Origin of the sequence: Klebsiella pneumoniae (genome assembly GCF_000742135.1) — a bacterium.
Classification (GTDB): Bacteria; Pseudomonadota; Gammaproteobacteria; order Enterobacterales; family Enterobacteriaceae; genus Klebsiella; species Klebsiella pneumoniae.
The window spans coordinates 906,345-924,709 of sequence record NZ_KN046818.1; the positions used below are offsets into that span (position 1 = coordinate 906,345).

At 57.6% G+C, this 18,365-nt stretch carries 23 protein-coding genes; 15 read left to right on the forward strand and 8 right to left on the reverse strand.

Annotated features, from left to right (window positions below; all coding sequences use genetic code 11):
* Positions 1 to 9: 9 nt before the first annotated feature.
* Both DR88_RS20750 and DR88_RS20745 read right to left on the reverse strand, forming a co-directional pair.
* On the reverse strand, positions 10 to 297 hold the full coding sequence (locus DR88_RS20750; protein WP_002890376.1) for a PTS sugar transporter subunit IIB: 288 nt from the start codon (positions 295 to 297) through the stop codon (positions 10 to 12).
* Between the two features lie 5 nt (positions 298 to 302).
* The gene (locus DR88_RS20745) at positions 303 to 746 is read right to left on the reverse strand and encodes a PTS sugar transporter subunit IIA (protein WP_032443795.1); all 444 of its coding nucleotides are present in this window, start codon (positions 744 to 746) and stop codon (positions 303 to 305) included.
* A 55-nt stretch (positions 747 to 801) separates the two neighbouring features.
* Between DR88_RS20745 and DR88_RS30355 the strand changes: the two genes are divergently transcribed.
* Positions 802 to 969, forward strand: a complete 168-nt coding sequence (locus DR88_RS30355; protein ID WP_004147304.1) for a hypothetical protein — start codon at positions 802 to 804, stop codon at positions 967 to 969.
* A 123-nt stretch (positions 970 to 1,092) separates the two neighbouring features.
* On the opposite strand, the gene DR88_RS20740 is transcribed toward DR88_RS30355, so the two are convergent.
* Both DR88_RS20740 and acpH read right to left on the reverse strand, forming a co-directional pair.
* Positions 1,093 to 1,695 (reverse strand): peroxiredoxin, encoded by a 603-nt coding sequence (locus DR88_RS20740; protein ID WP_002890386.1) that lies wholly within the window; start codon positions 1,693 to 1,695, stop codon positions 1,093 to 1,095.
* Positions 1,696 to 1,822: 127 nt separating this feature from the next.
* The gene (gene acpH, locus DR88_RS20735) at positions 1,823 to 2,404 is read right to left on the reverse strand and encodes an ACP phosphodiesterase (RefSeq protein ID WP_004178734.1); all 582 of its coding nucleotides are present in this window, start codon (positions 2,402 to 2,404) and stop codon (positions 1,823 to 1,825) included.
* 74 nt (positions 2,405 to 2,478) lie between these two features.
* Between acpH and DR88_RS30360 the strand changes: the two genes are divergently transcribed.
* From DR88_RS30360 to DR88_RS20700, 8 genes are all read left to right on the forward strand, one after another.
* Positions 2,479 to 2,595, forward strand: a complete 117-nt coding sequence (locus DR88_RS30360; protein WP_004218831.1) for a hypothetical protein — start codon at positions 2,479 to 2,481, stop codon at positions 2,593 to 2,595.
* A 64-nt stretch (positions 2,596 to 2,659) separates the two neighbouring features.
* On the forward strand, positions 2,660 to 3,724 hold the full coding sequence (queA, locus tag DR88_RS20730; protein ID WP_002890390.1) for a tRNA preQ1(34) S-adenosylmethionine ribosyltransferase-isomerase QueA: 1,065 nt from the start codon (positions 2,660 to 2,662) through the stop codon (positions 3,722 to 3,724).
* Positions 3,725 to 3,832: 108 nt separating this feature from the next.
* Positions 3,833 to 4,960, forward strand: coding sequence for a tRNA guanosine(34) transglycosylase Tgt (gene tgt, locus DR88_RS20725; RefSeq protein WP_002890395.1), 1,128 nt, complete (start codon positions 3,833 to 3,835; stop codon positions 4,958 to 4,960).
* Between the two features lie 22 nt (positions 4,961 to 4,982).
* Positions 4,983 to 5,315: a preprotein translocase subunit YajC gene (yajC, locus tag DR88_RS20720; protein ID WP_002890398.1), complete on the forward strand. Its 333-nt coding sequence runs from the start codon at positions 4,983 to 4,985 to the stop codon at positions 5,313 to 5,315.
* Positions 5,316 to 5,341: 26 nt separating this feature from the next.
* On the forward strand, positions 5,342 to 7,189 hold the full coding sequence (gene secD / locus DR88_RS20715) for a protein translocase subunit SecD (protein ID WP_002890400.1): 1,848 nt from the start codon (positions 5,342 to 5,344) through the stop codon (positions 7,187 to 7,189).
* 10 nt (positions 7,190 to 7,199) lie between these two features.
* Entirely contained in the window at positions 7,200 to 8,171 is a 972-nt protein-coding gene (gene secF / locus DR88_RS20710; protein ID WP_002890403.1) for a protein translocase subunit SecF, read from the forward strand.
* Positions 8,172 to 8,307: 136 nt separating this feature from the next.
* On the forward strand, positions 8,308 to 8,673 hold the full coding sequence (locus tag DR88_RS20705; protein ID WP_002890404.1) for a VOC family protein: 366 nt from the start codon (positions 8,308 to 8,310) through the stop codon (positions 8,671 to 8,673).
* Positions 8,674 to 8,696: 23 nt separating this feature from the next.
* Entirely contained in the window at positions 8,697 to 9,392 is a 696-nt protein-coding gene (locus DR88_RS20700; RefSeq protein WP_025861965.1) for a helix-turn-helix transcriptional regulator, read from the forward strand.
* Between the two features lie 54 nt (positions 9,393 to 9,446).
* On the opposite strand, the gene DR88_RS20695 is transcribed toward DR88_RS20700, so the two are convergent.
* Both DR88_RS20695 and DR88_RS20690 read right to left on the reverse strand, forming a co-directional pair.
* Entirely contained in the window at positions 9,447 to 10,331 is an 885-nt protein-coding gene (locus tag DR88_RS20695; RefSeq protein ID WP_002890412.1) for a nucleoside-specific channel-forming protein Tsx, read from the reverse strand.
* A 298-nt stretch (positions 10,332 to 10,629) separates the two neighbouring features.
* Positions 10,630 to 11,169: a SadB/YajI family lipoprotein gene (locus DR88_RS20690; protein ID WP_002890414.1), complete on the reverse strand. Its 540-nt coding sequence runs from the start codon at positions 11,167 to 11,169 to the stop codon at positions 10,630 to 10,632.
* Positions 11,170 to 11,316: 147 nt separating this feature from the next.
* Between DR88_RS20690 and nrdR the strand changes: the two genes are divergently transcribed.
* The 6 genes from nrdR (at position 11,317) to pgpA (ending at position 15,409) form a co-directional block, all read left to right on the forward strand.
* Positions 11,317 to 11,766, forward strand: coding sequence for a transcriptional regulator NrdR (gene nrdR, locus DR88_RS20685; protein ID WP_002890417.1), 450 nt, complete (start codon positions 11,317 to 11,319; stop codon positions 11,764 to 11,766).
* A 3-nt stretch (positions 11,767 to 11,769) separates the two neighbouring features.
* Positions 11,770 to 12,873 carry a bifunctional diaminohydroxyphosphoribosylaminopyrimidine deaminase/5-amino-6-(5-phosphoribosylamino)uracil reductase RibD gene (gene ribD, locus DR88_RS20680; RefSeq protein WP_032443796.1) on the forward strand — a complete coding sequence of 368 codons (1,104 nt, stop codon included), beginning with the start codon at positions 11,770 to 11,772 and terminating at the stop codon, positions 12,871 to 12,873.
* 87 nt (positions 12,874 to 12,960) lie between these two features.
* Complete coding sequence (gene ribH, locus DR88_RS20675) at positions 12,961 to 13,431, forward strand: 6,7-dimethyl-8-ribityllumazine synthase (RefSeq protein ID WP_001021161.1); 471 nt, start codon at positions 12,961 to 12,963, stop codon at positions 13,429 to 13,431.
* 19 nt (positions 13,432 to 13,450) lie between these two features.
* Entirely contained in the window at positions 13,451 to 13,870 is a 420-nt protein-coding gene (gene nusB, locus DR88_RS20670) for a transcription antitermination factor NusB (protein WP_002891356.1), read from the forward strand.
* A gap of 71 nt (positions 13,871 to 13,941) precedes the next feature.
* Entirely contained in the window at positions 13,942 to 14,913 is a 972-nt protein-coding gene (gene thiL / locus DR88_RS20665) for a thiamine-phosphate kinase (RefSeq protein WP_004147312.1), read from the forward strand.
* Positions 14,906 to 15,409 carry a phosphatidylglycerophosphatase A gene (gene pgpA / locus DR88_RS20660; protein WP_004178738.1) on the forward strand — a complete coding sequence of 168 codons (504 nt, stop codon included), beginning with the start codon at positions 14,906 to 14,908 and terminating at the stop codon, positions 15,407 to 15,409. Before thiL ends, pgpA begins: the two co-directional genes overlap by 8 nt.
* Before the next feature lie 45 nt (positions 15,410 to 15,454).
* Here pgpA and DR88_RS20655 read toward each other — a convergent pair whose 3' ends face one another.
* Positions 15,455 to 16,429 (reverse strand): aldo/keto reductase, encoded by a 975-nt coding sequence (locus DR88_RS20655; RefSeq protein ID WP_004147313.1) that lies wholly within the window; start codon positions 16,427 to 16,429, stop codon positions 15,455 to 15,457.
* 60 nt (positions 16,430 to 16,489) lie between these two features.
* The gene (gene dxs, locus DR88_RS20650; protein ID WP_004147314.1) at positions 16,490 to 18,352 is read right to left on the reverse strand and encodes a 1-deoxy-D-xylulose-5-phosphate synthase; all 1,863 of its coding nucleotides are present in this window, start codon (positions 18,350 to 18,352) and stop codon (positions 16,490 to 16,492) included.
* Positions 18,353 to 18,365: the final 13 nt, after the last annotated feature.

Here is an 18,365-nt window from a genome sequence, read left to right on the forward strand (position 1 = left end):
CTATGCTGATTAAGAGTGAGTCGCAGCAATTTTCATCAGCGCATCGGTAATATCCTCGGCGATCTTCGCTTTATGGACGTAGCTGCGAATGATGGCGACATGACAGTGGGCCGGAAATTGATTTGCCAGTTCTTTTATCGTGACGTAAAGGTCGGCTTTTTCCCCGACGGCGTTAGCAAAATCGACCGAGGCGACGTCCGCTTTGATGCCTAATTCGTCACAGATCTTTTTCACATTATTCGCAGCCATCAATGAGCTGCCAATACCGTTACCACAAACCGTTCTGATAACTAACATAATGACTACTCCATTTGTTTTTGAATGAAATGTAAGACTGAATTAACGTCATTTTCCTGCTGAAGAAAGGTCACAATATCTGACTCGATCAGCGAGGCTATCAGTTGGATCATTTTGATATGACTGTCAGCATCGGCGCCGGCGATCGCGATGACCACGGAAACCGGATCGAACTCATCGTGGCCGAAGGAGATTGGCGTGGCGGTGGTGACAAGTGAGAACCCGGTCTGTAATGCCCCTTTTTCCGGCCGGGCATGCGGCATGGCAATCCCGTCATCTATCACGATGGCGGTGCCAAAATCTTCATATACCGTCAGCATCTCGTTGACATATTCGGCGCTGCAAATCTGGCGCCTGGCAAGTAATGAACCCGCCAGTTCGATGGCCTCTTCCGCACGGGAAATATTCTGCTTAAGGGCGATTAACGACGGGTCAAAAATAATTTCCATCCTCAGCTCCTGAACGTATTCCTGTTCCTGAGTTAAATCATGACCAAATACATTGATGAAAATGATGGATGAGATCACATCCGCGGTTTTAAATATTGATGGGGATCACATCGACGGCAAAGTACCGGCAGAAAACAATATAAATAATTTATATGTTTTTCAGGCTGTTATGAAGGCTTTGTATTTTGACGCTGAAATTTGCCAGAGAAAAAGTGAGAGGTAGGGTGAATTTTTTCGCCAGAAGTGTATCGCTGGTCACAAATATCGGCGGGTCATTTTCTTAAATTTTGACGCCGCTAACAAAAAAGGCCCGCCTGAGCGAGCCTTTTATTAAAACGCGTGCCGATTACAGGCTGGAAACGTTTTCGGTCAGGTATTTTGCAACGCCTTCCGGAGAGGCGGCCATACCTTCTTTTCCTTTTTCCCACTGCGCCGGGCAGACTTCGCCGTGCTCTTCGTGGAACTGCAGGGCGTCTACCATACGCAGCATTTCGTCGATGTTACGGCCCAGCGGCAGGTCGTTAACCACCTGATGACGAACGATGCCGTTGGCGTCGATCAGGAAGGAGCCGCGCAGCGCTACGCCTTCGTCCGGATGCTCAATACCGTAAGCTTTCTGGATTTCACGTTTGATGTCAGCAACCATCGCGTATTTAACCGGGCCGATACCGCCCTGGTCTACCGGGGTGTTACGCCATGCGTTGTGCACGAACTCGGAGTCGAAGGAAACGCCAACCACTTCCACGCCGCGTTTCTGGAATTCTTCGTAACGTTTGTCGAACGCGATCAGCTCAGACGGGCACACGAAGGTGAAGTCCATCGGCCAGAAGAACAGAACGGTAGGTTTACCGTTGGTGTGCTGTTTGAAATTGAATTTCTCAACGATCTCACCATTACCCAGCACAGCGGCTGCAGTAAAATCCGGCGCTTGACGAGTGACCAGAACCATTTGATTCTCCTGTAATTACTAAGGTTATTTGGAACGCAACGCGGGCAAGTATAGAGCCTGCCCGGCAATAACACAAAGAGGCGCTAACAATCGTTCAGCCAGCTTTTACCTATCAATGACGTGGCTATTACAGCTGTTTGTTTTCTGCCAGGCGCATCATCTGCGGATAAAAGCGCCAGAACTGCGTCTCCAGACGGTCGTAATGGGTATCCAGATCCTGCCAGGAGTCGCGTAGCGCCTCCAAACGTGGACGGCGGCTGGCCATGCCGTTCAGCACGCGCTGAATAAAATCCATTTCCCGATAGCGCTCCAGCCAGCGCTCCGACCACAGATATTGATTGAGATTGACGAAGCGGGGCGGCGAGTCGGGCAGGATGGGGACGATCTGCCGCTCGGCGTAGCGTACGAACTCGTCCAGCGGCAGGTCAGGGGAGAGCTGCGCCCAGTGCTGGGACAGGAAATGATCCCACATGACGTCGAGGGTGATGGGGGCGACGCGGCGGGTCTGCGGGCGAAACCACTCCCGCGCCTCTTTGACTTCCGCCAGGTTGTCAGTCATCACGTCAATCCGCCGATGCATAAAGATGCCGTCGATGATCTCCGCCGGATAGTCGCCCTGCGGGTTGCCGCGCACGAAGTCGGCCATCAGGTTGCCGGGCAACGAACTGTCGGCGAGATGGGCCAGGTGCAGGTGGGCGAGAAAATTCATAAAACGACATCCTTTAAATACGAGCGGGCAGGTGGAAACACCGATGTTGCGCTGAACGGCGCCTCGGTGGCCGAATGGCATGCTGTCTGGCCGCGCGCGGCACCTTTGCCACCGGTAAGGCATTCGGTTGCCGCATGGCGGCATTCGGAATGATTTGGAATATAGATTATGTCATTCATCCGGAGGGGTAAAGGTTGCAGCCAGACCGCCCCGGCACTAGACTACCCGCCTCTTTATTCAGTCTGAGTTACCGTCATGCGCGTTACCGATTTTGCTTTTGAACTACCCGAATCTCTGATCGCCCACTATCCGATGCCTGAGCGCAGTAGCTGTCGCTTGCTCTCCCTGGACGGGCCGACGGGCGCGCTGACGCATGGCACCTTCACCGACATCCTCGATAAGCTCAATCCCGGCGATCTGCTGGTGTTTAACAACACCCGGGTGATCCCGGCGCGTCTGTTCGGCCGCAAGGCCAGCGGCGGCAAGATTGAAGTGCTGGTGGAGCGGATGCTGGATGATAAGCGCATCCTGGCCCATATTCGCGCCTCAAAAGCGCCGAAGCCGGGCGCCGAGCTGCTGCTGGGCGATGACGAGAGCATTAAGGCCACGATGCTGGCGCGTCATGGCGCGCTGTTTGAAGTGGAGTTTAACGACGAGCGCCCGGTGCTGGAGATCCTTAACGGGATCGGCCATATGCCGCTGCCGCCCTATATTGACCGCCCGGACGAAGACGCCGACCGCGAGCTCTATCAAACCGTCTATGGCACCAGGCCGGGCGCGGTAGCCGCCCCGACCGCCGGTTTGCATTTCGACGAACCGCTGCTGGACAAACTGCGCGCCAAAGGCGTTGAGATGGCGTTTGTCACCCTGCATGTGGGGGCGGGCACCTTCCAGCCGGTGCGCGTCGACAGCATTGAAGAGCACACCATGCACTCCGAATATGCCGAAGTGCCGCAGGAGGTGGTCGATGCGGTGCTGGCGGCGAAAGCGCGCGGCAACCGCGTGATCGCGGTGGGCACCACCTCGGTACGTTCGCTGGAGAGCGCGGCGCAGGCGGCGAAAGACGCGCTGATCGCGCCGTTCTTCGACGATACGCAGATTTTCATCTACCCGGGTTATCAGTACCAGGTGATCGATGCGCTGGTGACTAACTTCCATCTCCCTGAATCCACACTGATTATGCTGGTGTCGGCGTTTGCGGGTTATCAGCACACCATGAACGCCTATAAGGTGGCGGTTGAGCAGAAATATCGCTTTTTTAGCTACGGGGATGCGATGTTTATCACGTACAATCCGCAGGCTATTTCTGAGCGTCCCTGAAAAGGCCGGTACGCCGGCTTGTAGACGCCATAACGCATTTTTTAGCTACGGAATCATTCCGTGGCGAGTATGAAAACGTCGGACTGTTTTTCTGACGCAGGAGCAAGCATGAAATTTGAACTGGATACCACCGACGGTCGCGCCCGCCGCGGTCGCCTGGTGTTTGAGCGCGGCGTGGTGGAAACACCGGCCTTTATGCCCGTTGGCACCTACGGCACCGTCAAAGGGATGACGCCGGAAGAGGTGGAAGCCACCGGCGCGCAGATTATTCTCGGCAACACCTTCCACCTGTGGCTGCGCCCGGGTCAGGAGATCATGAAGCTGCACGGCGATCTGCACGATTTTATGCAGTGGAAAGGACCGATCCTGACCGACTCCGGCGGTTTCCAGGTGTTCAGCCTTGGCGATATCCGTAAGATCACCGAGCAGGGCGTCCACTTCCGCAATCCGATCAACGGCGATCCGATTTTCCTCGATCCGGAAAAATCGATGGAGATTCAGTACGATCTCGGCTCTGACATCGTGATGATCTTCGACGAATGTACGCCATACCCGGCGGACTGGGATTACGCCAAGCGCTCAATGGAGATGTCTCTGCGCTGGGCGAAGCGCAGCCGCGACCGTTTCGATAGCCTTGGCAATAAAAATGCGCTGTTCGGCATTATTCAGGGTAGCGTTTACGAAGATTTACGCGATATCTCGGTGAAAGGTCTGGTAGAGATTGGCTTTGATGGCTACGCTGTCGGCGGTTTGGCGGTTGGTGAGCCGAAGGAAGACATGCACCGTATTCTGGAGCACGTCTGCCCGCAGATCCCGGCCGATAAACCACGATACCTGATGGGCGTCGGGAAGCCGGAAGATCTGGTGGAAGGGGTACGTCGCGGTATCGATATGTTCGACTGCGTCATGCCGACGCGCAACGCGCGTAACGGCCACCTGTTCGTCACCGACGGCGTGGTGAAAATCCGCAACGCGAAGCACAAAAGCGATACCGCGCCGCTGGACGCCGAGTGTGATTGCTATACATGTCGCAATTATTCACGCGCTTACTTGCATCACCTCGACCGTTGCAACGAAATATTGGGCGCGCGTCTCAATACCATTCATAACCTGCGCTACTATCAGCGTTTAATGGCTGGTTTACGCAAGGCTATCGAAGAGGGTAAATTAGAGAGCTTCGTGACCGATTTTTACCAACGTCAGGGGCGCACCGTGCCTCCTTTGAACGTTGATTAATTTTAATAATGAGGGAATTTCAATGAGCTTTTTTATTTCTGATGCGGTAGCGGCAACGGGTGCACCGGCGCAGGGCAGCCCGATGTCTCTGATTCTGATGCTGGTGGTGTTCGGTCTGATTTTTTACTTCATGATCCTGCGTCCACAGCAGAAGCGCACCAAGGAACATAAGAACCTGATGAACTCCATCGCCAAAGGTGATGAAGTGCTGACCAACGGCGGTCTGGTCGGTCGCGTGACCAAAGTGGCGGAAACTGGCTACATTGCTATCGCGCTGAACGATACCACTGAAGTGGTTATCAAACGTGACTTCGTTGCTGCCGTTCTGCCGAAAGGCACCATGAAGGCGCTGTAATCTAACTTTTCCCAAAGGGAACTGCCGTGTTAAACCGTTATCCTTTGTGGAAGTACGTCATGCTGGTCGTCGTCATTGTCGTCGGCCTGATCTATGCGCTTCCCAACCTGTATGGTGAGGATCCGGCTGTTCAAATCACTGGCGCGCGCGGCGTCGCCGCCAGTGAGCAAACGCTGATCCAGGTCCAGAAAACTTTACAAGAAGAAAAAATAACCGCGAAGTCTGTGGCACTGGAAGAGGGCGCTATTCTTGCGCGCTTCGACACCACTGATACCCAACTGCGCGCGCGCGAAGCGCTGCTTAACGTGCTGGGTGACAAATACGTCGTGGCGCTGAACCTTGCTCCGGCAACCCCACGCTGGCTGGCGGCGCTCTATGCCGAGCCGATGAAGCTGGGTCTTGATCTGCGCGGCGGCGTGCACTTCCTGATGGAAGTCGACATGGACACCGCGTTAGGCAAACTGCAGGAACAGAACATCGATAGCCTGCGCAGCGAGCTGCGCGACAAAGGCATTCCTTACGCGACCGTGCGTAAAGAAGACAACTACGGTCTGAGCATCGTCTTCCGCGACAGCGCGGCGCGCGACCAGGCTATCTCTTATCTCAGCCCTCGCCATCGCGATCTGGTTATTTCCTCTCAGGGTGACAACAGCCTGAAAGCGGTGATGACTGATGAGCGCCTGAAAGAAGCCCGTGAGTACGCGGTTCAGCAGAACATTAATATCCTGCGTAACCGTGTGAACCAGCTGGGCGTCGCCGAGCCGCTGGTTCAGCGTCAGGGCGCTGACCGCATCGTGGTTGAGCTGCCGGGTATCCAGGATACCGCGCGTGCGAAGGAAATCCTTGGCGCGACCGCGACCCTCGAGTTCCGTCTGGTCAATACTAACGTGGACCAGTCCGCCGCCGCCTCTGGCCGCGTGCCGGGCGACTCGGAAGTGAAGCAGACGCGTGAAGGCCAGCCGGTAGTGCTGTACAAGCGGGTGATCCTGACCGGGGACCATATCACCGACTCGACCTCCAGCATGGATGAGTACAACCAGCCGCAGGTTAACATCTCGCTGGACAGCGCGGGCGGTAACATCATGTCTAACTTCACTAAGGACAACATCGGCAAGCCGATGGCGACCCTGTTCGTGGAGTATAAAGACAGCGGTAAGAAAGACGCTAACGGTCGCGCTATCCTGGCGAAAGAGGAAGAGGTGATTAACATCGCCAACATCCAGTCGCGTCTGGGTAACAGCTTCCGTATCACCGGTATCAGCAATCCGAACGAAGCGCGTCAGCTGTCGCTGCTGCTGCGTGCCGGCGCGCTGATTGCGCCGATTCAGATCGTCGAAGAGCGGACTATCGGCCCAACCCTGGGAATGCAGAACATCAAGCAGGGTCTGGAAGCCTGTCTGGCCGGTCTGGTGGTCTCTATCCTGTTCATGATCCTCTTCTATAAGAAGTTCGGCCTGATTGCGACCTCGGCGCTGATTGCCAACCTGATACTGATTGTCGGCATTATGTCCCTGATCCCGGGGGCGACGCTGACCATGCCGGGCATCGCGGGTATCGTGTTAACCCTGGCGGTGGCGGTCGATGCTAACGTTCTGATCAACGAGCGTATCAAAGAAGAGCTGAGCAACGGGCGTACCGTTCAGCAGGCGATTGACGAAGGTTATCGCGGCGCGTTCAGCTCGATCTTCGACGCCAACGTGACGACGCTTATCAAAGTGATCATCCTGTACGCGGTCGGTACCGGTGCCATTAAAGGGTTTGCGATTACCACCGGTATCGGTATCGCGACCTCAATGTTTACCGCTATCGTCGGCACCCGTGCCATCGTGAACCTGCTGTACGGCGGCAAGCGCGTTAAAAAGCTGTCTATCTGAGGAGTGCGTTGTGGCACAGGAATATACTGTTGAACAATTGAACCACGGCCGTAAAGTCTGGGACTTTATGCGCTGGGACTACTGGGCCTTCGGCATTTCAGGTTTTCTGCTGATTGTGTCGATCGCCATCATCGGCGTTCGCGGGTTTAACTGGGGGCTCGATTTCACCGGCGGTACGGTGATTGAAATTACCCTTGAGAAACCGGTCGATCTGGACCAGATGCGCGATTCCCTGCAGAAAGCGGGCTTTGAAGAGCCGCAGGTGCAGAACTTTGGCAGCAGCCGCGACATCATGGTACGTATGCCGCCGGTGCATGACGCCAACGGCAGCCAGGAGCTGGGCAGCAAGGTCGTGACGGTGATTAACGAATCGACCAGCCAGAATGCGGCAGTGAAGCGTATTGAGTTTGTCGGCCCGAGCGTCGGCGCGGACCTCGCGCAAACCGGCGCCCTGGCGCTGATTGCGGCGCTGGTCTGTATCCTGATCTACGTCGGCTTCCGCTTCGAATGGCGTCTGGCCGCCGGGGTGGTTATCGCCCTGGCGCACGACGTGGTGATCACCATGGGCGTGCTGTCGCTGTTCCATATCGAGATCGACCTGACCATCGTGGCCTCGTTGATGTCGGTTATCGGCTACTCGCTGAACGACAGTATCGTGGTATCGGACCGTATCCGTGAAAACTTCCGTAAGATCCGCCGCGGTACGCCGTATGAGATCTTTAACGTGTCGTTGACCCAGACGCTGCACCGTACCTTGATCACCTCTGGTACCACTTTGATGGTGATCCTGATGCTGTTCCTGTTCGGCGGCCCGATTCTGGAAGGCTTCTCGCTGACCATGCTGATCGGTGTTTCCATCGGTACGGCTTCCTCTATCTACGTCGCCTCCGCGCTGGCGTTGAAGCTGGGCATGAAGCGCGAGCATCTGATCCAGCAGAAGGTTGAGAAAGAAGGGGCGGATCAGCCGTCCATTCTGCCGTAATAGAGTTCAGTTGAGATAAAGCAATCCCGGCCCTTGCGGCCGGGATTTTTTTGCCCGCGACAAAACCTGCTGACAGTATGCTGTCAGGAGCCCTCCCATACACTGCCCCTGAACTCACTAACGAGCAGGAGGAAGTATGAACAACGTGATTAACTGGTTTGAAATTCCGGTCGCCGATATGGATCGCGCCGTCGCGTTTTATGAGCCGGTGATGCAAGTGTCGCTGCGTCGCGAAACCATGGACTGCGCCGAGCTGGCGGTGTTCCCGCATCAGGATCCGGCCCCCGGCGGCGCGCTGGCCAAATTTGAAGGTATCGCGCCCTCGGCGCAGGGCGCTATTATTTATCTGCATACTGATCATCTTGCCGCCACGCTGGAGCGCGTTGCCTCGGCGGGTGGGGCCTGTGTCTTCGGCCCGCTGACGCTGCCGAATGATATTGGCACCATCGCCCTGTTTACCGACAGCGAGGGCAACCGCGTCGGCCTGCACCAGCCGGCTTAACCTTAACTTTTGTGAAGTGAGACATGACCCGACGCGCCGACCGTTTATTTCAGATTGTGCAGATCCTGCGCGGCAGGCGGCTCACTACCGCCGCGCTGCTGGCGGAGCGGCTGGGCGTGTCGGAGCGTACCGTCTATCGCGATATTCGCGATCTCTCCCTCTCCGGCGTACCGGTGGAGGGCGAAGCGGGCAGCGGCTACCGGCTGCTGGCGGGCTACGATCTGCCGCCGCTAATGCTGACCACCAAAGAGTCCGAGGCGCTGATCGCTGCGATTCGGCTGCTGAAAACCTGGGGCGGTGAGGCGCTGTCGCAGTCGCTGGAATCCGCCCAGGAGAAGATGCTGGCGATCCTGCCGGAGGCGCGTCGGCGCCAGGCGGAGCAGACTCGCCTGTTTGCCCCCGATTTCGGCGCCCATCGCTATGCTAAAACCCATTTTGACGTTATCCATCAGGCCGTATCCAATCAGCAGGTATTACAGCTTCACTACCAGGATGAATCCGGTCAGGTGACGTGGCGTGAAGTGCTGCCCCTGGGGCTGTTTTTCTGGGGGGAGCGCTGGCTGCTGGTGGCCTGGTGCGAACTGCGCAATGATTACCGCAATTTTCGCCTCGACCGTTGTCTGGAGGTCAGAAGGACCAAACGTCGATTCAGCGAGTGCGCCGACCGCTCGTTAAGCGATTTTCTGCGCAAGGTCCGGTGCGAGGTGCGGGAGAAATAAAAAAGCCCGGGCAGCAGGAGCTGCGGCCCGGGCGCTGTCTTGCTGTATCAGCAATCAGAAGTTGTAGCCGACCACGAAGTAACCACCCCAGCCGGTCGAGCGAACGCTGAACGGACCATCGCCGAAGTTCAGCTTCGCATCATCAGCCCACTGGCCGCCGTTATGGAAGTAACGGGCGACGATAGAGTAGTGCCAGTGCGCGTAGTTCAGCGCCAGGATGTGGCTGGAGGCGATAGAGTTGCTGGTGCGCGCGTGCTTCCCGTTCAGATCGTAGAAGTTGTCATCGCCGAGGTCAGAACCCCAGTCGAAGTTGGTGAAGCCGATGTAGCTCAGCGAACCGCCCCACAGGTCGGTCAGCGGCACAAAGTATTTCACTTTGAAGCGATAGCCGTCCCATTCGTTTTCGTTGGACGCGCCGTAGTTCTGCCACTGGTACTTGGCGTAGACGTTCAGCGACAGGCTCATTGGCAGGCCGGTATCGATATCGGTACCCAGACCCATATACCAGGTGCTCTGCTCCTGGGAGTCGTTGCGGCCCATATCGTAGATATAGTTGTTGGCGAAATACCATTCTTTGAACGGCCCGAAGCTCAGGTCGGTATTGGTCAGCTTATCGATAGAGAAACGCGGTTCGATCTCCATAAACAGCGGGGAACCTTTGTTCCAGATACCTTTTGCCGTGCTGTTGCCGCCGAAGAATACCGGGGCATCAATATAGCCGTAGAAATCAAACCAGTCTTTTTTGGCGAACGCTTCGTATTCCAGGTAGGTATCGTTACGGATCTGCGGTCCAAAACGGGTGTGGTAGCTGCCCACCACGTTAACACTCTGGTGCCACCAGTCAGACAGATACTGCGGTTTGTCGTTTTCTGCCGCGCCCGCGGCAAAAGTAGTGGAGAGCGCCACAACCGCACCCGCTGCCAGTAATGTTTTTTTCATAGTAATGCCACTGTTTAAATTGAGCCTGAAGGCGTTAAAAGAAGTGCCGAAGCGTTTCTAAATATTTCGTCTTTCTGTGGGGGTCTATTATAGGAATCATTGCTCACAAAAATACGTGTTGTTTCACATAACCAGAACATGCGTAATCGATTGCGTTCACGATTCTATGCATTTCTTGACAAAATGCTACTGAAAATCGCGCTGCAGAACGATTTCTAATGAACTCTTGCGAAAAGTTGTAAGTGGATAAGAACGACGGGGCAGGACGTAGCCGGGCGGGGCAGGCCCGGCTGAAGGCTTACTGGGCGGCGGCGGGCTGGATATCGTGTACGCGAATAAAACCGACTTTATCTGGCGTTACATTGAGGCGCAACGGGATATCGACATCGCTGGGGGCGAGGGTGCTGGCCGGCGCGCTAATCAGCTGATCCTGAACATTGACTTCCTGATAGCTATGGGTGGTGCCGGTGATCTGTCCGGAAGCGACGGTGGCGGTAAAGGCCGGCAGCGGATCGTTGGATTCGCCCTGAATGCGTAAGGTCAGGCGTGACCCATCGCCATCCGGGGTAATACTGCCCACCGACATGCGCAGGGTGCCGATCTGGCTCTCCAGCCGCGCCGGGGTCTTGGCCTCCGGCAGCAGATAGACGCCGCGGGTGGATTTGGCGTTCAGCGCGTTTTGCTGGGTGATTTTGATAGTTTGCTGGTTGAGCTGGGTCATCTCCTGGCTCAGCGTACTCACGCTCTGGTGCATCTGGCGGATTTCGCTTTGCTGGGCGCAGGCGGTCAGGGTGAACAGGCAGCCCGCGATGGCGAGCTTCAGGTAACGTCTTGTCATGGTCAGGATTCCGTTTACAGAGGATGCTTAATGGTAGCCAAACCGGCCTCATCTCCCATAGATCCTTTGTCTCAAAAGCTCTTTCTTTGTAGTCCGGTCACTTCGCGGTAAACTACTCTTCAGTTTAACTACCTGTCAGGACGCGCTATGCATTGCCCTTTCTGTTTCGCCGTGGATACCAAAGTGATCGACTCTCGTCTGGTGGGGGAAGGCTCTTCCGTGCGTCGCCGTCGGCAGTGCCTGGTCTGTAATGAACGCTTTACCACCTTCGAAGTGGCGGAGCTGGTGATGCCGCGGGTGGTGAAGAGTAACGATGTGCGCGAACCCTTCAACGAAGACAAGCTGCGCAGCGGGATGCTGAAAGCGCTGGAGAAACGTCCGGTTAGCGCCGACGACGTGGAAATGGCGGTCAACCATATCAAGACTCATCTGCGCGGCACCGGCGAGCGCGAAGTGGCCAGCAAAATGATCGGCAACCTGGTGATGGAGCAGCTGAAAAAGCTGGATAAAGTCGCCTATATTCGCTTCGCGTCGGTCTATCGCAGCTTCGAAGATATTAAAGAATTCGGCGAAGAGATCGCCCGCTTACAGGACTAAGCCATGCAGGACGAAATGTACATGGCGCGTGCGCTGAAGCTTGCCGCGCGCGGTCGCTTTACTACCCATCCTAACCCTAACGTCGGCTGCGTCATTGTGAAAGACGGCGAGATCGTCGGCGAGGGGTTTCACTATCGCGCCGGCGAGCCGCATGCTGAAGTGCACGCCCTGCGCATGGCTGGCGAAAAGGCGCGCGGCGCCACCGCCTACGTCACTCTTGAGCCCTGCAGCCACCATGGCCGTACGCCGCCATGCTGCGATGCGCTGATTGCCGCCGGCGTCAGCCGCGTGGTCGCCGCGATGCAGGATCCGAACCCGCAGGTGGCGGGGCGCGGTTTGTATCGCCTGCAGCAGGCCGGCATTGAGGTCAGCCATGGGCTGATGATGAACGAAGCGGAAGCGCTGAATAAGGGCTTTCTGAAGCGGATGCGCACCGGTTTTCCCTGGGTGCAGCTGAAGCTGGGCGCCTCGCTGGACGGCCGCACGGCGATGGCCAGCGGCGAAAGCCAGTGGATCACCTCCCCGCAGGCGCGACGCGACGTGCAGCGTCTGCGCGCCCAGAGCCATGCCATCCTGACCAGCAGCGCCACCGTGCTGGCGGACGATCCGGCGCTGACCGTGCGCTGGCAGGAGCTGAGCGCCGATACCCAGGCGCTTTATCCCGAAGAGAATTTGCGCCAGCCGCTGCGCGTCGTCATCGACAGCCAGAACCGCGTCACGCCTGAGCATCGTATTGTGCAGCAGGCGGGGGAAATGCTGTTTGCCCGCCTGCGCGCCGATGAACGGCAGTGGCCGGAAAGCGCCCGCACGCTGCTGGTTCCGGAGCATAACGGCCATCTCGATCTGGTGCTGCTGATGATGCTGCTCGGCAAACAGCAGATCAACAGCGTCTGGGTTGAGGCAGGGGCCACGCTTGCCGGGGCGCTGCTGCAGGCGGGCCTGGTCGACGAGCTTATCGTCTATATTGCGCCTAAACTGTTAGGCAATGCGGCGCGTGGATTATGCGCGCTGCCGGGGCTTGAAGAGCTGAGCCAGGCCCCCCATTTTAAATTCAATGAGATACGTCAGGTTGGCCCGGATGTCTGCCTGCATTTAACCACTGCGTGAGGCTTTCCTGATTATTAGGAAGCAGCGCTCAGAATAATATGATAAAATCCGCCCCCCTTGCGGGGCACATGAACCCGAAGGAAGAGTATGAACATTATTGAAGCTAACGTTGCTACCCCGGACGCTCGCGTCGCCATCACCATTGCGCGTTTCAACAACTTTATCAATGACAGCCTGCTGGAAGGCGCGATTGACGCCCTGAAACGCATTGGCCAGGTAAAAGATGAAAACATCACCGTCGTTTGGGTTCCAGGCGCGTATGAGCTGCCGCTGGCGGCTGGCGCACTGGCGAAAACCGGTAAATATGACGCGGTGATCGCGCTGGGGACGGTGATTCGCGGCGGTACCGCCCACTTTGAATATGTGGCAGGCGGTGCCAGCAATGGCCTGGCGCATGTCGCTCAGGACAGCGAAATCCCGGTAGCCTTTGGTGTTCTGACCACTGAAAGTATTGAACAAGCCATTGAGCGCGCTGGCACCAAAGCCGGTAACAAAGGCGCAGAAGCTGCGCTGACCGCGCTGGAAATGATTAACGTATTGAAAGCCATCAAGGCCTGATTTTTGTAAGGGGAATTCCGTGAAACCTGCTGCTCGTCGCCGCGCCCGTGAGTGTGCCGTTCAGGCGCTCTACTCCTGGCAGTTGTCCCACAACGACATCGCTGATGTCGAATACCAGTTCCTGGCGGAACAGGACGTAAAAGATGTTGATGTTCTGTATTTCCGCGAACTGCTGTCCGGAGTGGCGACTAACAGCGCGTACCTCGACGGCCTGATGAAGCCCTACCTGTCCCGCCAGCTGGAAGAGCTGGGCCAGGTTGAAAAAGCGGTGCTGCGTATCGCGCTGTTTGAGCTGTCCAAACGTGATGACGTACCGTATAAAGTGGCCATCAATGAAGCTATCGAACTGGCGAAAACCTTCGGCGCTGAAGATAGCCACAAGTTCGTTAACGGCGTGCTGGACAAAGCGGCTCCGGTAATTCGTCCCCACAAGAAGTAAACTGCAGGCCGGGTTTTGCGAGGGTCGCCTCGCAGCCCGGCCTTATTTATTATTTTGCTGAGGCATAACGTATGGCATGCGGCGAATTCTCCCTGATTGCCCGTTATTTTGATCGCGTTAAAAGCGCCCGCCTTGATGTTGAAACCGGCATCGGCGATGACTGCGCGCTCCTGCATATTCCCGAGAAAAAAACGCTGGCAATCAGCACCGACACCCTGGTGGCGGGCAATCACTTCTTACCCGATATCGACCCTGCCGACCTCGCTTATAAAGCGCTGGCGGTGAACCTGAGCGACCTCGCGGCGATGGGCGCGGAGCCGGCGTGGCTCACGCTGGCGCTGACCTTGCCGGAGGTGGATGAAGTCTGGCTGGAAGCCTTCAGCGACAGCCTGTTTGTCCAGCTGGACTATTACGATATGCAACTGATTGGCGGCGACACTACCCGTGGCCCGCTCTCCATGACGCTGGGTATCCACGGCTTTGTGCCGCCGGGACGCGCCATGAAACGCGCTGGCGCGAAGCCGGGGGACTGGATCTATGTTACCGGCACTCCGGGAGATAGCGCCGCCGGTCTGGCTGTACTGCAGAATCGTCTAACGGTGGATGAACCGTCTGACGCCGACTACCTGCTGGCCCGTCATCTGCGGCCGATGCCGCGCGTGCTGCAGGGCCAGGCGCTGCGTGACCTGGCGACATCGGCTATCGATCTTTCCGACGGACTGATCTCCGATCTGGGCCATATTCTTAAAGCCAGCGGCTGCGGGGCACGTATCGATCTCGATGCCATGCCGTACTCCGACGCGGTGCTGCGCCAGGTTGATTCTGAGCAGGCGCTGCGCTGGGCGCTCGCCGGCGGGGAAGATTACGAGCTGTGCTTTACCGTACCGGAGCTGAACCGCGGGGCGCTGGACGTGGCTCTTGGCCATCTTGGCGCGCGTTTTACCTGTATCGGACAGATTGCGCCGGAGAGCGAAGGGCTGCAGTTTATCCGCGACGGTAAGCCGGTCGCGCTTGATTTAAAGGGATACGATCACTTTGCGTAGTCGAGACGAGGCGCTTAGCCGCCTGAGTATGCGTAATCCGTGGCATCTGCTGGCGACCGGCTTTGGTAGCGGCTTAAGCCCGGTGGTGCCGGGGACGATGGGCTCGCTGGCGGCGATCCCGTTCTGGTATCTGATGACCTTTCTCCCCTGGCAGCTTTACTCGCTGGTGGTGATGATGAGCATCTGTATCGGCGTCTATCTGTGCCATCGCACGGCCAAAGATATGGGCACCCATGACCACGGCAGCATCGTCTGGGACGAGTTCGTCGGGATGTGGATCACCCTGATGGCGCTGCCGACCATGGACTGGCAGTGGGTGGCCGCCGGCTTCGTGATTTTCCGTATCTTCGATATGTGGAAGCCGTGGCCAATTCGCTGGTTTGATCGCAATATCCACGGCGGAATGGGGATTATGGTCGACGACATCGTCGCCGGCGTGATCTCCGCCGGCGTGCTGTACGTCATTGGCCATCACTGGCCCATCGGTCTGCTTTAACCGCCTCTCCCCGGCAACGCTACGCTGCCGGGGAACCCTCGCCCGTCACTTAAATCCCACCACCGGATGCGGCTGATACGGCGCCTCCAGCTTGTCGATCTGTTCCGGGGAGAGCGTCAAATCCACCGCCTGCAGCAGATCATCGAGCTGTTCCTGACGCGACGGGCCGATAATCGGCGCGGCGACGCCGGGTTTGCTTAACAGCCAGGCGAGAGCGACCTGGGCGCGGCTGGCGTCGAGTTCTTCCGCCACGTCCGCGAGATTCCCGGCGATCTGCGCATCGTTTTCTTCACTGGCGCTGTACAGCGATTTGCCGAACTCATCTGAGACCAGCCGGGCGGTGGTCTCACCCCAGGGGCGGGTTAGCCTGCCGCGCGCCAGCGGACTCCATGGGATCACCGCTACGCCGTTACGTTGGCACAGGGGCAGCATCTCATTCTCTTCTTCCCGGTAAATCAGGTTGTAGTGATCCTGCATGGTAACGAAGCGCGCCCAGCCGTTCTGCTGCTGGAGCGCCAGCGCCTGGGCAAACTGTCGGGCATGCATGGACGAGGCGCCGATATAGCGCGCTTTGCCGGCTTTCACCACCTCGTCCAGCGCTTCGAGCGTCTCTTCAATCGGGGTGGTATAGTCCCAGCGGTGGATCTGCAGCAGGTCGACATAGTCCATCCCGAGACGGCGCAGGCTGTCGTCGATGGAGCGCAGGATCTGCGCCCGGGAAAGTCCTTCCGCCAGATCGCCGACCTGGTGATACACCTTGGTGGCGACAACCACCTCGTCACGGCGGGCAAAGTCGCGCAGGGCGCGGCCAACGATCTCTTCGCTGCTGCCGTCGGAGTAGCTATTTGCGGTATCGAAGAAGTTGATGCCGCCTTCAATGGCGTGCTGGATAAGCGGGCGGCTGCTCTCTTCCGGAAGCGTCCAGGCGTGTCTGCCGCGGTCCGGCTCGCCGAAGGTCATGCAGCCGAGGCAGAGTCGGGAAACACGTAAGGCAGTATCACCGAGGGGGATATAGTGCATAGTGCGCTCCTGCTATTCATCAAGGGTATCCCTTAAGCATAGCAGGAGCGGAAGGGGCAATTATGCCAGCCAGTCGCGGATTTTGGCTTCAATACCGGCGGCATCGAGGCCGAGGTCGGCGCGGATCTCTTCCTGAGTGCCCTGAGGAATAAAATAATCCGGCAGGCCAATATTGAGCACCGGTACTGCCCGGCGGTGGGCCATCAGCACTTCGTTCACGCCGCTGCCGGCGCCGCCCATGATGGCGTTCTCTTCCAGCGTCACCAGCGAGTCGTGCTCGCCGGCCAGCTGGAGGATCAGCGCGGTATCCAGCGGCTTCACAAAACGCATATCCACCAGGGTGGCGTTGAGTTTGTCCGCTACCGCCGCGGCTTCCGGCAGCAGGGTGCCAAAGTTGAGGATCGCTATTTTCTCGCCCTGACGTTTCACCACCCCTTTGCCGATCGGCAGCGATGCCAGCGGCTCGAGCGTCGCGCCGGTGCCGCTACCGCGCGGATAGCGCACCGCGCAGGGGCCGTCGCTGTAGTGGTAGCCGGTGTACAGCATCTGGCGACATTCATTTTCATCGCTCGGGGTCATTACCACCATATCCGGAATACAGCGCAGGAAGGAGAGATCGAACGCTCCCTGATGCGTCTGGCCGTCTGCGCCGACGATCCCGGCGCGGTCGATAGCAAACAGCACCGGCAGCTTCTGGATAGCCACATCATGGATCACCTGATCGTAGGCTCGCTGCAGGAAGGTGGAGTAGATCGCCACCACCGGCTTGTAGTCGCCAATCGCCAGCCCGGCGGCGAAGGTGACCGCATGCTGCTCGGCAATGGCGACGTCAAAGTACCGATCGGGGAATTTCTTCGAAAACTCCACCATCCCTGAACCTTCGCGCATCGCCGGCGTGATCGCCATCAGCTTGTTGTCTTTGGCCGCCGTTTCACACAGCCAGTCGCCGAAGATTTTCGAATAGGAAGGGAGGCCGCCGCTGCTTTTGGGCAGTACGCCGCTGGTATGGTCGAATTTTGGCACCGCATGGAAGGTGATCGGGTCTTTCTCGGCGGGCTCATAGCCGCGGCCTTTTTTGGTCATAATATGCAGGAACTGCGGGCCTTTCAGGTCGCGCATGTTCTTCAGCGTGCTGACCAGACCGAGCACGTCATGGCCATCCACCGGGCCAATGTAGTTAAAGCCCAGCTCTTCAAACAGCGTGCCCGGCACCACCATCCCTTTGATATGCTCTTCGGTACGCTTAAGCAGCTCTTTAATCGGCGGCACCCCGGAGAAGACCTTTTTGCCCCCTTCGCGCAGGGTGGAGTAGAGCTTACCGGAGAGCAGCTGCGCCAGATGATTGTTCAGCGCGCCGACGTTCTCGGAAATCGACATTTCATTGTCATTCAGCACCACCAGCAGGTCGGGTTTGATATCCCCGGCGTGGTTCATCGCCTCAAACGCCATGCCGGCGGTGATCGCCCCGTCGCCAATGACGCACACCGCGCGCCGCTGCTTATCCTCTTTCGCGGCGGCGATAGCCACCCCGATACCCGCGGAAATGGAAGTGGAGGAGTGACCGACGCTCAGCACGTCATACTCGCTTTCACCGCGCCACGGGAAGGGATGCAGGCCGCCTTTCTGACGAATGGTGCCGATTTTGTCCCGGCGACCGGTCAGAATTTTATGCGGGTAGGCCTGATGGCCGACGTCCCAGATCAGGCGATCGAACGGCGTGTTATACACGTAGTGCAGCGCCACGGTCAGTTCCACCGTGCCGAGGCCAGAGGCAAAGTGACCGCTGGAACGGCTGACGCTGTCCAGTAGATAGCGCCGCAGCTCATCACATAGCTTCGGCAGGCTCTCTTTTGGCAACAGGCGCAACTCCTGGGTGGAATCTACCAGCGCCAGGGTCGGGTATTTGGCAATATCAAAACTCATCAGAGACTCATTT

What these genes read in the sequence shown, in the direction of transcription:
- DR88_RS20750 (WP_002890376.1), bottom strand. Translation starts at nt 297, where the DNA reads ATGTTAGTTATCAGAACGGTTTGTGGTAACGGTATTGGCAGCTCATTG.
- DR88_RS20745 (WP_032443795.1), bottom strand. Translation starts at nt 746, where the DNA reads ATGGAAATTATTTTTGACCCGTCGTTAATCGCCCTTAAGCAGAATATT.
- DR88_RS30355 (WP_004147304.1), top strand. Translation starts at nt 802, where the DNA reads ATGAAAATGATGGATGAGATCACATCCGCGGTTTTAAATATTGATGGG.
- DR88_RS20740 (WP_002890386.1), bottom strand. Translation starts at nt 1,695, where the DNA reads ATGGTTCTGGTCACTCGTCAAGCGCCGGATTTTACTGCAGCCGCTGTG.
- acpH (WP_004178734.1), bottom strand. Translation starts at nt 2,404, where the DNA reads ATGAATTTTCTCGCCCACCTGCACCTGGCCCATCTCGCCGACAGTTCG.
- DR88_RS30360 (WP_004218831.1), top strand. Translation starts at nt 2,479, where the DNA reads ATGGCATGCTGTCTGGCCGCGCGCGGCACCTTTGCCACCGGTAAGGCA.
- queA (WP_002890390.1), top strand. Translation starts at nt 2,660, where the DNA reads ATGCGCGTTACCGATTTTGCTTTTGAACTACCCGAATCTCTGATCGCC.
- tgt (WP_002890395.1), top strand. Translation starts at nt 3,833, where the DNA reads ATGAAATTTGAACTGGATACCACCGACGGTCGCGCCCGCCGCGGTCGC.
- yajC (WP_002890398.1), top strand. Translation starts at nt 4,983, where the DNA reads ATGAGCTTTTTTATTTCTGATGCGGTAGCGGCAACGGGTGCACCGGCG.
- DR88_RS20705 (WP_002890404.1), top strand. Translation starts at nt 8,308, where the DNA reads ATGAACAACGTGATTAACTGGTTTGAAATTCCGGTCGCCGATATGGAT.
- DR88_RS20700 (WP_025861965.1), top strand. Translation starts at nt 8,697, where the DNA reads ATGACCCGACGCGCCGACCGTTTATTTCAGATTGTGCAGATCCTGCGC.
- DR88_RS20695 (WP_002890412.1), bottom strand. Translation starts at nt 10,331, where the DNA reads ATGAAAAAAACATTACTGGCAGCGGGTGCGGTTGTGGCGCTCTCCACT.
- DR88_RS20690 (WP_002890414.1), bottom strand. Translation starts at nt 11,169, where the DNA reads ATGACAAGACGTTACCTGAAGCTCGCCATCGCGGGCTGCCTGTTCACC.
- nrdR (WP_002890417.1), top strand. Translation starts at nt 11,317, where the DNA reads ATGCATTGCCCTTTCTGTTTCGCCGTGGATACCAAAGTGATCGACTCT.
- ribD (WP_032443796.1), top strand. Translation starts at nt 11,770, where the DNA reads ATGCAGGACGAAATGTACATGGCGCGTGCGCTGAAGCTTGCCGCGCGC.
- ribH (WP_001021161.1), top strand. Translation starts at nt 12,961, where the DNA reads ATGAACATTATTGAAGCTAACGTTGCTACCCCGGACGCTCGCGTCGCC.
- thiL (WP_004147312.1), top strand. Translation starts at nt 13,942, where the DNA reads ATGGCATGCGGCGAATTCTCCCTGATTGCCCGTTATTTTGATCGCGTT.
- DR88_RS20655 (WP_004147313.1), bottom strand. Translation starts at nt 16,429, where the DNA reads ATGCACTATATCCCCCTCGGTGATACTGCCTTACGTGTTTCCCGACTC.
- dxs (WP_004147314.1), bottom strand. Translation starts at nt 18,352, where the DNA reads ATGAGTTTTGATATTGCCAAATACCCGACCCTGGCGCTGGTAGATTCC.